This is a genomic window from Pseudomonas sp. FSL R10-1339 (assembly GCF_009600545.1).
Classification (GTDB): Bacteria; Pseudomonadota; Gammaproteobacteria; order Pseudomonadales; family Pseudomonadaceae; genus Aquipseudomonas; species Aquipseudomonas bubulae.
In genome coordinates this window covers 1-13,418 of record NZ_WIVQ01000027.1, presented here as the reverse complement: position 1 = coordinate 13,418, position 13,418 = coordinate 1, and the positions used below count along the sequence as shown (strand labels likewise).

The following is a 13,418-nucleotide window of genomic DNA, read 5'->3' as shown; positions in this document are numbered from 1 at the left end:
AACTGCGAATGTGCCTCGTTTTGGGGCGGCATTCACTTTGTCAGCTTTTTTTAAATAATCGCCGAAAAAAGCCCGAATCAAAGCACTTGGTTTCTGTTGAAGCGTCTAGGCTGACACCACTCGCTCTTCAAATCGCCCCATCTCGATTGAGGTTGTATCGATGCCCCAGGAACCGCTTGTTCGTGACGCACAGGTGGCGGCTTTCCGTGCCGCTGTAGTAGCCAAGCTGACTTACGCGGTGGGTAAGGACCCGGAACACGCGTTTGACCATGACTGGTTTGAGGCCATAGCCCTGGCCGCCCGCGACCATATGGTCGAGCACTGGATGGACAGCACCCGGCAGATTTATCGCAAGGACCAGAAACGGGTGTACTACCTGTCGCTGGAGTTTCTGATCGGTCGCCTGCTGTATGACAGCCTGAGCAACCTGGGGTTGCTGGAGGTGGCGCGTGAGGCACTGGGCGAGCTTGGCGTGGATCTGGAGCGCATCCGTGTCCTGGAGCCGGACGCGGCCCTTGGTAATGGTGGCCTGGGTCGGCTGGCGGCGTGCTTTATGGAAAGTATGTCGACCCTGGGCATTGCCGCCCACGGCTATGGCATCCGCTATGAGCACGGGCTGTTTCGCCAGAGCATTGTCGATGGCTGGCAGCAGGAACAAACCGAGAACTGGCTGGATTTCGGCAACCCGTGGGAGTTCGAGCGTGCTGAAGTGCTGTACTCGGTGGGTTTTGGCGGTTCGGTTGAAACCAAACAGGATGAACAAGGCCAGCTGCGGCAGATCTGGTGGCCGGGCGAGACGGTGCGGGCTATTGCCTATGACACGCCTGTTGTGGGCTGGCGCGGGGCCAGCGTCAACACCCTGCGTCTGTGGCGGGCGAGGGCCCTGCACGATCTGAACCTGGGCCGCTTCAACGCAGGCGATCATTTGGGGGCGGTGGCCGAAGTGGTACGGGCCGAGAGCATCTCCCGCGTGCTGTACCCGGCTGACAGCAACGAGGCTGGCCAGGAGCTGCGTCTGCGCCAGGAATTCTTCTTTGTCTCGGCCTCGTTGCAAGACCTGCTGCGCCGCCATCTGCACGTCCATGAGACGCTGCTGAACCTGGCCGAGCATGTGTCGATCCAGCTCAACGACACCCACCCCTCGATCGCCGTGGCCGAGTTGATGCGTATCCTGGTTGATGAGCACGGCATTGAATGGCATGCGGCGTGGCAGGTCACCGTCGACACCTTGTCCTATACCAACCACACGTTGCTTCCGGAAGCGCTGGAAACCTGGCCTGTGGGCTTGATGGAGCGGCTGTTGCCGCGCCATATGCAGATCATCTACCTGATTAACGCACACCATATCGATGCGCTGCGGGCCAAGGGCATTCATGATTTTGACGTGTTGCGTGCCGTTTCGCTGATCGAGGAAGACCACGGCCGCCGGGTACGCATGGGCAACCTGGCATTTCTCGGTTCCCACAGCGTCAATGGCGTTTCCGGGCTGCATACGCAATTGATGCGCAGCACCGTGTTCGCCGAGTTGCACAAGCTCTACCCGGAGCGCATCAACAACAAAACCAACGGCGTGACCTTCCGCCGCTGGCTGTTCCAGGCCAACCCGCCATTGACCGCCATGCTGGTGGATGTGCTGGGCCCGGATGTGCTTGATGAAACCGAACACAAACTGATCAGGCTGGAGCCTTTTGCCGAGCGCTCCGATTTTCGCAAACGCTTCGCCGAACAGCGCCTGCAAAGCAAATGCACCCTGGCGGCGCTGATTTATGAGCGCCTGGGGGTCGTGGTCAACCCTGAAGCCCTGTTCGATGTGCAGGTCAAACGGATTCACGAGTACAAGCGCCAACTGCTCAACCTGATGCACACCGTAGCGCTGTATCAGGCCATTCGGGCCGAGCCGGGCAACCAATGGGTGCCACGTGTGAAGATTTTTGCCGGCAAGTCGGCGGCCAGTTATGAACAGGCCAAACTCATCATCAAACTGGCCAATGACATCGCCCGTACCGTCAACAACGATCCCACCGTACGCGGTCTGCTCAAGGTGGTGTTTATCCCCAACTACAACGTCAGCCTGGCCGAAAGCATCATTCCGGCGGCTGACTTGTCCGAACAGATCTCCACGGCAGGCTACGAAGCGTCGGGCACCAGCAACATGAAGTTCGGCCTTAACGGCGCGCTGACCATTGGCACAATGGATGGCGCCAACGTCGAAATGTGCGAGCGGGTGGGTGCCGACAATATGTTTATCTTTGGTCTGAGCTCGCAGCAGGTCGAAGCGCGCAAGCGCAATGGCGAGTTCCATGCAGCACCGGATGTCGCGGCCTCACACAGGCTCAATGACGTGTTGCAGGCGATTCGTGGGGGGGTGTTCTCCCACGACGACCCTGCGCGCTACACCGGCCTGGTGGATTCGCTGATCGAATATGACCGGTTCCTGGTGTGTGCCGACTTCGATGCCTACTGGGATGCCCAGATGCGCGTGGAGCACCTGTGGCACGACAGGGAAGAGTGGTGGCGCAAATCCGTGTTGAACACGGCACGCATGGGCTGGTTCTCATCGGACCGGACCATTCGCGAATACGCGACCGAGATCTGGAAAGCGTTGTAGGAAGTTTCACGCGCTGTGGGAGCGGGCTTGCTCGCGATGCAGGCGACGCGGTTGAGCTGAAAACCGCGTGGCCTGCATCGCGAGCAAGCCCGCTCCCACAGGGTCTCTGGTGGCTGTTTTGGAACCCGTTCGGCCAGTTCTGAGTCTGATTAGAAGATTTGCACGGCAACACGCGCTAAACTGCGCGGGTTTTTCGCCCCCTCCCCCTTGTTCGGAGCCTTACATGTCCCGCGTTACCCTGAGTCGCTATTTGATCGAGCAGACCCGCAGCAACAACACGCCTGCTGATTTGCGTTTCCTCATCGAAGTGGTGGCGCGTGCTTGCAAAGAGATCAGCCACGCCGTATCCAAAGGCGCCCTGGGTGGTGTTCTGGGCAGCATGGGCACCGAAAACGTGCAAGGTGAAGTGCAGAAGAAGCTCGATGTGATCTCCAACGAGATCCTGCTTGAAGCCAACGAATGGGGCGGTCACCTGGCCGGCATGGCGTCCGAAGAAATGGACAATGCCTACCAGATCCCGGGCAAATACCCGAAAGGCGCGTACCTGCTGGTATTCGACCCGCTGGACGGCTCGTCGAACATCGACATCAACGCACCAGTTGGCACTATCTTCTCGGTACTGCGTTGCCCGAACGAATACCTGACCCAGAACGAACCTTTGAATGAAAAGGCCTTCCTGCAGCCAGGCACTCAGCAAGTCGCTGCCGGTTACGCCATCTACGGCCCGCAGACCATGCTGGTTCTGACCCTGGGCGACGGCGTCAAAGGCTTTACCCTGGACCGCGAAATGGGCAGCTTCGTACTGACCCACGAAGACATCACCATTCCTGACGCTACCCAGGAATTTGCCATCAACATGTCCAACCAGCGTCACTGGGAAGCCCCGGTACAGCGCTACGTTGACGAACTGCTGGCAGGTGAAGAAGGTCCGTTGAAAAAGAATTTCAACATGCGCTGGATTGCCGCCATGGTTGCCGACGTGCACCGTATCCTGACCCGCGGTGGTCTGTTCATGTACCCGCGCGACAACCGTGAGCCGTCCAAGCCGGGCAAATTGCGTTTGATGTACGAAGCCAACCCGATGTCGTTCCTGGTGGAACAGGCTGGCGGCGCATCGACTGATGGCCATCAGCGCATTCTCGACATCCAGCCAGAAGGCCTGCACCAGCGTGTAGCCGTGTACCTGGGCTCGAAAGAAGAAGTCGCACGCATCACCGCTTACCACAAAGCGTAAGCCCCTGTGGGAGCGGGCTTGCTCGCGATAGCATCGACCCGGTATGTCAGGCATACCGGGTTGCCTGTATCGCAAGCAAGCCCGTTCCCACTGTTGTTATCCCTCCTGAAATAAATCCCTGCGTCCTGCGGGAACCAGCCTGCGCTTTTCTCTTCTAAGCTTGGATCAAGCGGCACTGCCGACTTTCTTTCTCAGGAGCTTTCCATGAAGTTGCGTTCTCTGGCGTTGTTGTCGTTCTGTGTCTTGCTGGCCGCGTGCAGCAAAATCAATCAGCAAAACTACTCGAAACTGTCGACCGGCATGACCAAGGCCGAAGTCGAGCAGTTGCTGGGCACCCCGACCGATTGCTCCGGCGCGCTGGGCATGTCGAGCTGCACCTGGGGCGATCAGAAGAGCTTTATCAGCGTGCAGTACGCAGGCGACAAAGTGCTGATTTTCTCTGGCCAGGGTTTGAAGTAAGACCGATCAGGAGCGTTTACGATGAAACGTCTTTTAGTCAGTCTCGGGGCTGCGCTGTTATTGGGCGGGTGTGCAAGTTCCAGCAGCGATTCGCTGGCGCCCAACACCGTCTCCAGTGTCGACCTCAAGCGCTATCAGGGCACCTGGTATGAATTGGCGCGGTTGCCGATGTTCTTTCAGCGCAATTGCGCGCAGTCCGAAGCCCATTACAGCTTGAAGCCCGATGGGGACGTGGCGGTGTTGAACCGTTGCCGCACCGCAGAGGGCAAGTGGGAGGAGGCCAGGGGCACGGCAACGCCGCAAGTGGAGGGCAAGACCGACAAGCTGTGGGTCGAGTTCGACAATTGGGTATCGACACTTTTGCCGGGTGTGACCAAGGGCGATTACTGGGTGTTGTACCTGGGCGACAACTACAGCACGGCGCTGGTAGGCAATCCCGACCGTAAATACCTGTGGTTGCTGTCGCGTAAACCGCAGGTTGATCAGCAAACCCGTGATGAGTTGCTCAGCAAGGCCCAGCAGCAGGGCTATGACACCACACGCTTGATCTGGCGCACGCCGGATGCGGACATGCCCAAGGGCACGAAGTAAGGCAGGAATGTCCCTCAGCAGGCGCTGAGGGACACAGGCCGGGCGCTTAAGCGCGCAGCAGGGTCTTCCAGGCGCGGTTCTGGTACACGGCGATGGCTTGCTGCTTGCGGGCGTTGAGCAGTTCGTCGTTGCTCTCGGCGTCTTCAGAAATCGGCAGGTTGGCCAGTTCCTGCAGCTTGTTCATCTCGCCGTACAGACGGTCCAGTTCCGGGATTTCCAGCACGTTACGCGCCAGACGCAGCCAGGCCTGAATACGCTCGATGCGCGGCAGTTGCTCGGCCAGGTCTTCGGGTTGCTGCTGGTAGCGGTTCAGACGCAAGGCAATCGCTTCGTCCGACAACAACCGTGGCAACCAGCTTTGCAGCTGCGCAGCGCCCTGGCGGTTGCCCCGGGTGGTGCCACGGTCCACAGTCCAGCTGCGCTCCATCAACCAGCGCGAAGTGTTCAGGGAGAACTGGCCCCAGCGCGGGTCTTCCAGTTCCTCGAGGAACTGCTCCGGTGCGGCTTTGCGCACATCTTCGTCGTCCTGACCGATCTGCACCAGCGGGCGCCAGTCTTCCAGCAGAGCGTCCAGCGCAGCGCGCAAGGCGCTGGTGGACTGACGTGGTGCGGCTTGACCCAGGCTGCTGACCAGTGCACGCAGGTCGATCAATTGCTGAACCCAGTCTTGCAGCAAACGCCAGTGGCCATTGAAGCGATACTGCTCGGCCAGGCGCTGGCTATTGCCCAGCAAGTGCCAGGCCAGGGCGGCGAAGGCATCGTCCAGGGGTGTTTCTGGCGCCAGCACCGGGGCTGGCAGGGTGACGGCGTAGCTGTTGGCGTCGAACAGGCGATAGCCGCGCTCGGCCTTGCTGATATCACACGGCATCAGGGCCAGCTTCTCGGCCAGTTCGGCGGCCAGTTCCAGCAGGGCAGACGGCTCGCCTTCGCGCAGTTCGAGCTCCAGCTCGCAGATTTCTTCCTTCTGCTTGCCGGCAATCACATGGCCCAGGTCCAGAGCGGCTTCGATGACCACTTTGGCTTTGCCACGGCCCCAGGAAATTTCAGCACGTTCGCGTACGAAATCCGTGGTGAAAATGGGCTTGAGAGTTTTTTTGTCCAGCTCGGCCAGCTCTTGTGGCCAGCATTCGCCGTCGAGCTTCTTGATATCGAGCTTGGCTTTGGGCAGGTTCCAGTCGTACTCGTTGCGTACGGACAGGCCAGCAACGCTTTCGCCGCGGGTCTTGAGGGTCTGGATCACGTCTTCGCCATCACGGCGCAGGCGCAGGGCAACCTTGGCCTTGGCCAGGTCGCGCTCAGGTGTATCGAAGTACTGGTTCAACAACTCACGGCTTTCCCAGCCACTTTTGTTGCGCTTTTTCAGCAAAGGGTGCTCGCGCAAGGCGGCGAGGGTTTCGCGGCTGACGCGCAGTTTGATTTCGGTTTCTTTTTGCATGGCCGGAAAATCCAGGAACGGTTGCGCAGCCGGGAAAAAGTGTGGCTGCCAAGGCCGTGCAGTGTACAGGACTCGCCGCCCCGGCGGGCCGCGAGGGTTTATTCTGCGGCGCAGATAGCTCTATGATGGGCCTCGCCCCGCCTACAGGAAGTCAGCGCATGCCCTTACCTTCCATGAAAGAGCAGTTCGCTGCCTTGATCGCCGCACCGTCGGTCAGTTGCACCCAGCCGACACTGGATCAGTCCAACCGCGGGGTGATCGATTTGCTGGCCAGCTGGCTTGGCGATTTGGGTTTCAACTGCGATATCCAGCAGGTCAGCCCCGGCAAATTCAATTTGCTCGCCAGTTTTGGCAGTGGCCCCGGCGGGCTGGTGCTGGCCGGGCACAGCGACACCGTGCCCTACGATGAAGCGCTGTGGCAGACCGATCCGCTCAAGCTGACAGAGGTCGATAACCGCTGGGTTGGCCTTGGCAGTTGCGATATGAAGGGCTTTTTTGCGCTGGTGATCGAAGCAGTGCGGCCTTTGCTCGATCAGCCCTTCAAGCAGCCACTGCTGATTCTGGCCACCTGTGACGAAGAAACTTCGATGGCCGGGGCCAGGGCGCTGGTCGAAGCTGGTCGCCCGCTGGGCCGTGCTGCGGTGATTGGTGAACCGACCGGGCTCAAGCCGATCCGCATGCACAAGGGCGTGATGATGGAGCGCATCGAGATCCTCGGGCAGAGCGGTCACTCATCCGACCCAAGCCTGGGCCACAGCGCGCTGGAGGCCATGCACGACGCGATCAGCGAACTTAAGGGGTTGCGTCAGCAGTGGCTCAATGAGTACCGCAATCCGCAGTTCAGCGTGCCGCAACCGACCCTTAACTTTGGCTGTATCCATGGCGGCGACAACCCCAACCGGATTTGCGGCCAGTGCTCGCTTGAATTTGACCTGCGCCCGCTGCCGGGCATGGACCCGAATGCGCTGCGGGCCATTATCCGCAGCAAGCTGCAACCCCTGGCCGAGCGTCATCAGGTGAAGATCGATTTCGCGCCCATTGCCGCCGGAGTGCCGCCCTTCGAGCAGGATGCCGATGCCGAGTTGGTGCGCGTGGCTGAGCGCCTCACCGGGCATCGTGCGCAAGCAGTAGCGTTTGGCACCGAAGCGCCTTATCTTCAGCAGCTTGGTTGCGAAACGCTGGTATTGGGCCCGGGTGACATCGCCTGTGCGCATCAACCAGGGGAATACCTGGAAATGTCACGTTTGCAGCCGACAGTACGTCTACTGACTCAATTGATCGAACACTATTGTCTGAAATAGTGAAGATACCCATACGATTTATCCACAAGGAGAGCCGCGTGTTGCCAACAATGTTTCGACGATAGCCATCAGCCCGTTGTGCGTTTGCTGTTCTAGCCCTTTTTAGGCGATTTATTTTCTACAGGCTCTGGTTATGCACGATTACGTTAACTGGTTGCGTCACGCGTCTCCCTACATCAATGCCCACCGCGATTGCACCTTTGTTGTCATGCTCCCTGGCGACGGTGTGGCACACCCCAACTTTGGCAATATCGTCCACGACCTGGTGCTGTTGCACAGCCTGGGTGTGCGTCTGGTGCTGGTCCACGGTTCGCGCCCGCAGATCGACAGCCGCCTTGAGGCGCGTGGCCTGGTGCCGTATTACCACAAGGGCATGCGTGTCACCGATGCATCAACGCTCGAATGCGTGATCGATGCTGTCGGGCAACTGCGCATTGCGATTGAAGCGCGCTTGTCGATGGACATGGCGTCTTCGCCGATGCAGGGTTCGCGTCTGCGCGTAGCCAGCGGCAACCTGGTCACTGCGCGGCCGATCGGCGTGCTCGACGGTGTGGATTTTCACCATACCGGCGAAGTGCGCCGGGTGGACCGCAAGGGCATCAACCGCCTGCTCGATGAGCGTTCGATTGTGCTGCTGTCGCCCTTGGGTTACTCGCCCACCGGTGAGATTTTCAATTTGGCCTGTGAAGACGTCGCCACCCGTGCCGCCATCGACCTGGCGGCGGACAAACTGCTGCTGTTTGGTGCTGAATCGGGTTTGCTCGATGCCGAAGGGCGGTTGGTGCGTGAGTTGCGTCCACAACAGGTGCCGGCGCATATGAAACGTCTGGGCAGTGACTACCAGGCCGAATTGCTGGAAGCCGCCGCCGAGGCCTGCAGTGGCGGCGTGGCTCGTAGCCATATCGTCAGTTATGCCGAAGACGGTGCGCTGTTGACCGAGCTGTTCACCCGTAACGGTGGCGGTACGCTGGTGGCGCAAGAACAATTTGAAGTTACGCGGGAGGCGGCGATTGAAGACGTCGGCGGCCTGCTTGAATTGATCAGCCCGCTGGAAGAGCAGGGGATCCTGGTGCGTCGTTCGCGTGAAGTGCTGGAGCGTGAGATCGAACAGTTCAGTGTGGTGGAGCGCGAAGGCATGATCATCGCCTGTGCGGCGCTGTACCAGATTGCCGATTCGGATGCGGGGGAGCTGGCGTGTCTGGCGGTGAACCCGGAGTACCGTCATGGCCGTCGTGGCGATGAGTTGCTCGAACGTATTGAAAACCGCGCCCGTGCCCAGGGGCTGAAAACCTTGTTCGTGTTAACCACGCGCACTGCTCACTGGTTCCGTGAGCGCGGGTTTGAGCCTAGCGGTGTAGAGCGCCTGCCGGCGGCGCGGGCGTCGCTGTACAACTACCAGCGTAACTCGAAGATCTTTGAGAAAGCGCTGTAAGGCGCCAGCTGTTCAGGCTCTGGGCTGGAGAAGATTCGTAGCAGCTGACGAGTGGAACGAGGCTGCGTTCGGCGGCGAAGCCGTCGTAAAGTCAAACACCGTGGTGTGCCAGTTAAACTTGGAACTCTGGTTTTACGGTCGCTGCGCAACCGAACGCAGCCTCGTTCCACTCGTCAGCTGCTACGGATAACTGCAACTGCGGTGCTCAACAAGCCCCGTCAAAACTCCCGCAAACACACATCATCTATTACCGCCTTGCCCATGTCGCACAAGTAATGTGAAGCCCAGGCATGGCGCTCGCAGTTCTTGTCCAGCGCGGCATCCAGCGCCAGTTTTTTTGCGCAATAAAGCAACGCCGACACCTGCTCCAGCGCCTGGCGCAGCGGTATGTCGGGGTTGACGCGGAACAGCTCGTGGTTGTCTTGGCCGCAGGGGCCGAAGGTGACAGTGCCGAGAGTTTTGATTGGGGGATGATCAGCCATTTAGCGCGCTCCTAAAGTAATTAAGAGCTGTCACTTTCGTTTCCAGGCGAAGGTGGCAGCTGTACGCAGGCTGGAAACCGGGACAATAGGAACCCGGCAGGTCCGAAGACCTCCCGCGTACAGCCGCCATAGCACATAAAAACAGGGATTGATGGCATTAAGGCGAATATTGTTACCCGGGTTTCCAGGCCCGGTCACTGTTTTTTCAGTGACGGTGCACAGTACGCTTTGCTGTAAAACCCGTAAGCCGTCCCTTGCCTCAGTGGGCGTAGGAACTGACCGCCCGCGCTCGCACGAACACCACCGGTCTGTCCCCTCTCCCTCCGGGAGAGGGCTAGGGTGAGGGGCTTTTGATCTGCCTAGTTACTGATCGCCAAAATACTCGCCTGGTACGAAGCCACAAACAGGTCGAAGTCGCCTTCTTCCGTTTGTTCGGTCTCGGCCTGCTCGAGCAGTGACTTGCGCGCTTTCTCTTCAAACGCAGCCTGATCTTCAGCACTCAACGGTTCACTGCGGAAGAACTCGGCATGGGCCAGGCTCTGGCGCATCGAGAACTGAGCGAAGCTCTCCTTGTGCTCGGCCATGCTGGCCAGCACTTTGGCAGACGGCGTCAGCGACACGTCCTTGATCTTCGCCAGCTGTTCGTCGACTGCCTTGCTGTGGTTATCGCCACCCTGGCTCTGGTCGAGCAAGGCGGCCAGCGGCGCGATTTTTTCCAGCAGCTCGGTAGCCCATTCCTTCATGTCAACGGCTGCGCCATCACGCTGCAATTGCAGGCCCGGACGGCGACCTTCCTTGACTACGCTGAGGAAGTTGGAAGAGCAGCTGCCACAGCCTGCGCTGTCGAACTGCGGGCTGTCTTGCAGCGCGCAATACAGCAGGAAGGCGTCCAGAAAACGCGCTTCAGGCAAATCGATGCCCACCGGCAGAAACGGGTTGATATCCAGCAGGCGCACTTCAACGTACTGCACGCCACGGGACACCAGGGCCTGGATCGGCCGCTCGCCGGTGTAGGTCACGCGCTTGGGGCGAATGTTGGAGTAGTACTCGTTTTCGATCTGCAGGATGTTGGTGTTCAACTGCACCCACTCGCCATCCTTGTGCGTACCGATTTCTACATACGGCGGATAAGGTGTGGCCACTGCCTTGCGCAGGCTGTCGGTGTAGCTGTCGAGGTTGTTGTAGCACGGCGTCAGGCCTGCCTGGGCGTTGCTCTGATAGCCCAGGTCGCTCATGCGCAGGCTGGTGGCATAGGGCAGGTAGAGCGTGTCGGCATCCAGTTGCTCCAACTGGTGCGAACGACCGCGCAAAAAGCCCGCATCCAGCGCAGGCGAAGCACCGAAGAGGTACATCAGCAGCCAGCTGTAGCGACGGAAGTTACGAATCAGGGCGATATAGGCGTCGGACTGATAATCGCGCTCGGTGCCGACAAAACCCTCTGCCTGCATCAGCACTGGCCACAGGGCCTCTGGCAGGGAGAAGTTGTAGTGGATGCCGGCAATGCACTGCATGGTCTTGCCGTAGCGCAGGGCCAGGCCCTTGCGGTAAACGTACTTGAGCTGTCCGATATTGGACGTGCCGTAGTAGGCAATCGGGATGTCTTCTTCGGCCGGCAACGGGCACGGCATCGAAGGGCTCCACAGGAACTCGTTACCGAGCTTGCTGTAGGCAAAGCGGTGGATCTTGTCGAGGCTGGCCAGCGTCTGCGCCGGATCAGGCAGGGCCGGGGTGATGAACTCCAGCAGCGACTCGGAATAGTCGGTGGTGATTTGATCGTTGGTCAGGGCCGAGCCCAGTTCTTCCGGGTGCGGGGTTTGCGCCAGGCGAGCATCGGCCGTGACGCGCAGGCATTCGCGCTCGATGCCGTGCAGGCACTGCTCCAGAAGAGAGAGGTTGGCGCGCTCGCTGAGCAGAGCCAGGCGGCGGTTGAGAAGTTGGCTCAAGTTGGATTCCTTCACGCGTCAGTCGCCCCAATATGGGGGTGGTCAGGACGGTCTACAAGGGTGAAGTTGAAACTGGCGTGGTCGCCTGGTTTTGTTGGCATCGCTCAGTTCCGTCCCTGATTCGGCGCCGCGGCGCTCCAAGCGCATTTCGGCACTGCATTGGCAGTGCCGAAATTAACTCAAATCAGCCGTTGGCCGCTACAGGACAGCGAACGTGCCTTGTGCTTTTGCGACCAGCTTGTCGCCCTGCATAACATCCGCTTCGACGACCAGCGTGCGTCGCCCGGGGTGGATGACCTTGGCGATACATAGCACTTCGCCTTCAGCCACCGCGCGAATGTAGTTGATTTTGCACTCAATGGTCGCGCTCTGCTGATCGAAGCCATGGGTGCTGGAACAGGCCAGGCCCATGCTGATGTCCACCAGGCTGAACAACACACCACCGTGCAACTTGCCGGCGCGGTTGCGCAATTGCGGCTCCAGGCTCAGCGCAACATGCGCCACACCGTCTTCCAGCGATTGCACGCGGCAGCCGAGCAACTGGCTGAAGGCGCTTTGGGTCAGGCCGTCCGGGATGGCCATCAGCGTTTCTTCAACTGTTTGGCGTTGGCGAACAACGAGGCCATGGCGTTATTGGTCGGTGCGGCGGCAACGCTCTCCTTGCGCGGTGCCGAGCTTTGCTGGCGCGGGGCCGAGCCCGGACGTGCGCCGCGAGCACCGTCGATTTTCTCGCCCGGGGTGTCGCTCATGCGCATCGACAGGCCTACGCGTTTGCGCGGGATGTCGACTTCCATGACCTTGACCTTCACCACATCACCGGCTTTCACGGCTTCGCGCGGGTCCTTGATGAATTTCTCGGACAAGGCCGAGATATGCACCAGACCGTCCTGGTGCACGCCGATATCGACGAAAGCCCCGAAGTTGGTCACGTTGGTCACCACGCCTTCCAGGATCATTCCCAGTTGCAGGTCTTTGAGGTCTTCGACACCTTCCTGAAACTCGGCGGTCTTGAACTCCGGGCGCGGGTCGCGGCCTGGTTTCTCCAGCTCCTGGAGAATATCGGTCACCGTCGGCAGGCCGAAGGTCTCGTCGGTGAATTTCTTCGGATCAAGACGCTTGAGGAACCCGGCGTCGCCGATCAGCGAGCGGATGTCCCGCTCGGTGTCCGTAGCGATGCGTTTGACCAGCGGGTAGGCTTCGGGGTGAACCGCCGAGCTGTCCAGCGGATTGTCGCCATTCATCACGCGCAAGAAACCTGCCGCCTGCTCGAAGGTTTTTTCGCCCAGACGGCTGACTTTTTTCAGCGCTGCACGGGTTTTGAATGCACCGTTTTCGTCGCGGTGAGCCACGATATTTTGCGCCAGTGTGGCATTGAGGCCCGAAATTCGCGCGAGCAGTGCTACCGAAGCCGTGTTCACGTCCACGCCCACGGCGTTCACGCAGTCTTCAACCACAGCGTCCAGGCCGCGTGCCAGCTTGAGCTGGGACACGTCGTGCTGGTACTGGCCGACACCGATGGATTTAGGGTCGATTTTCACCAGTTCGGCCAGCGGGTCTTGCAGGCGGCGGGCGATCGATACGGCGCCACGGATCGAAACGTCCAGATCCGGGAATTCCTTGGCTGCCAGTTCCGATGCCGAGTACACCGAAGCACCGGCCTCGGACACCATCACTTTGGTGACTTTCAGGGCCGGGTATTTTTTCATCAGATCGATCACCAGCTTGTCGCTTTCGCGGCTGGCAGTGCCGTTGCCAATGGCAATCAGATCGACCGAATGCTTGGCACACAGGGCGGCCATGACCGAAATGGTCTGGTCCCACTTGTTGTGCGGCACGTGCGGGTACACGGTGGCGTACTCCAGCAGCTTGCCGGTGGCATCGACCACGGCAATCTTGCAACCGGTGCGCAGGCCCGGGTCCAGGCCCAGGGTGG

Annotated in this window: 11 protein-coding genes; 6 read left to right on the top strand and 5 right to left on the bottom strand. The window is 59.8% G+C overall.

The genetic code is table 11. The features are described from left to right. The first annotated feature begins 160 nt into the window (after positions 1 to 160). From GHO03_RS10685 to GHO03_RS10670, 4 genes are all read left to right on the top strand, one after another. A complete protein-coding gene (locus GHO03_RS10685; protein WP_095000797.1) occupies positions 161 to 2,608 on the top strand; it encodes a glycogen/starch/alpha-glucan phosphorylase in 2,448 nt (815 codons plus the stop codon). Between the two features lie 223 nt (positions 2,609 to 2,831). Next, positions 2,832 to 3,842, top strand: a complete 1,011-nt coding sequence (locus GHO03_RS10680; protein ID WP_133143897.1) for a class 1 fructose-bisphosphatase — start codon at positions 2,832 to 2,834, stop codon at positions 3,840 to 3,842. Between the two features lie 204 nt (positions 3,843 to 4,046). Further along, the gene (bamE, locus tag GHO03_RS10675) at positions 4,047 to 4,301 is read left to right on the top strand and encodes an outer membrane protein assembly factor BamE (protein WP_016783130.1); all 255 of its coding nucleotides are present in this window, start codon (positions 4,047 to 4,049) and stop codon (positions 4,299 to 4,301) included. 21 nt (positions 4,302 to 4,322) lie between these two features. Next, the gene (locus GHO03_RS10670) at positions 4,323 to 4,892 is read left to right on the top strand and encodes a lipocalin family protein (protein ID WP_095000798.1); all 570 of its coding nucleotides are present in this window, start codon (positions 4,323 to 4,325) and stop codon (positions 4,890 to 4,892) included. A gap of 46 nt (positions 4,893 to 4,938) precedes the next feature. Here GHO03_RS10670 and GHO03_RS10665 read toward each other — a convergent pair whose 3' ends face one another. Then, a complete protein-coding gene (locus GHO03_RS10665; protein WP_095023770.1) occupies positions 4,939 to 6,327 on the bottom strand; it encodes an inorganic triphosphatase in 1,389 nt (462 codons plus the stop codon). Between the two features lie 158 nt (positions 6,328 to 6,485). Here GHO03_RS10665 and argE point away from each other — a divergent pair, with 158 nt between their 5' ends. Further along, a complete protein-coding gene (gene argE / locus GHO03_RS10660) occupies positions 6,486 to 7,628 on the top strand; it encodes an acetylornithine deacetylase (RefSeq protein ID WP_133143896.1) in 1,143 nt (380 codons plus the stop codon). A 133-nt stretch (positions 7,629 to 7,761) separates the two neighbouring features. Beyond that, the gene (argA, locus tag GHO03_RS10655) at positions 7,762 to 9,060 is read left to right on the top strand and encodes an amino-acid N-acetyltransferase (RefSeq protein ID WP_095017751.1); all 1,299 of its coding nucleotides are present in this window, start codon (positions 7,762 to 7,764) and stop codon (positions 9,058 to 9,060) included. A 218-nt stretch (positions 9,061 to 9,278) separates the two neighbouring features. On the opposite strand, the gene GHO03_RS10650 is transcribed toward argA, so the two are convergent. From GHO03_RS10650 to GHO03_RS10635, 4 genes are all read right to left on the bottom strand, one after another. Continuing rightward, positions 9,279 to 9,542: a DUF3077 domain-containing protein gene (locus GHO03_RS10650; RefSeq protein WP_095000802.1), complete on the bottom strand. Its 264-nt coding sequence runs from the start codon at positions 9,540 to 9,542 to the stop codon at positions 9,279 to 9,281. 359 nt (positions 9,543 to 9,901) lie between these two features. Next, on the bottom strand, positions 9,902 to 11,485 hold the full coding sequence (gene gshA / locus GHO03_RS10645) for a glutamate--cysteine ligase (protein WP_095000803.1): 1,584 nt from the start codon (positions 11,483 to 11,485) through the stop codon (positions 9,902 to 9,904). Between the two features lie 198 nt (positions 11,486 to 11,683). Continuing rightward, entirely contained in the window at positions 11,684 to 12,067 is a 384-nt protein-coding gene (locus GHO03_RS10640; protein WP_095023771.1) for a PaaI family thioesterase, read from the bottom strand. Further along, positions 12,067 to 13,418, bottom strand: a 1,352-nt coding sequence (locus GHO03_RS10635; RefSeq protein ID WP_153399806.1) for a helix-hairpin-helix domain-containing protein, incomplete at its 5' end; no start/stop codon positions are given. The genes GHO03_RS10635 and GHO03_RS10640, both read right to left, overlap by 1 nt.

Coding starts and splice junctions, on each gene's coding strand:
- bamE (WP_016783130.1), top strand. CDS start 4,047: ATGAAGTTGCGTTCTCTGGCGTTGTTGTCGTTCTGTGTCTTGCTGGCC.
- argA (WP_095017751.1), top strand. CDS start 7,762: ATGCACGATTACGTTAACTGGTTGCGTCACGCGTCTCCCTACATCAAT.
- GHO03_RS10680 (WP_133143897.1), top strand. CDS start 2,832: ATGTCCCGCGTTACCCTGAGTCGCTATTTGATCGAGCAGACCCGCAGC.
- GHO03_RS10640 (WP_095023771.1), bottom strand. CDS start 12,067: ATGGCCATCCCGGACGGCCTGACCCAAAGCGCCTTCAGCCAGTTGCTC.
- GHO03_RS10665 (WP_095023770.1), bottom strand. CDS start 6,327: ATGCAAAAAGAAACCGAAATCAAACTGCGCGTCAGCCGCGAAACCCTC.
- GHO03_RS10685 (WP_095000797.1), top strand. CDS start 161: ATGCCCCAGGAACCGCTTGTTCGTGACGCACAGGTGGCGGCTTTCCGT.
- GHO03_RS10670 (WP_095000798.1), top strand. CDS start 4,323: ATGAAACGTCTTTTAGTCAGTCTCGGGGCTGCGCTGTTATTGGGCGGG.
- argE (WP_133143896.1), top strand. CDS start 6,486: ATGCCCTTACCTTCCATGAAAGAGCAGTTCGCTGCCTTGATCGCCGCA.
- GHO03_RS10650 (WP_095000802.1), bottom strand. CDS start 9,542: ATGGCTGATCATCCCCCAATCAAAACTCTCGGCACTGTCACCTTCGGC.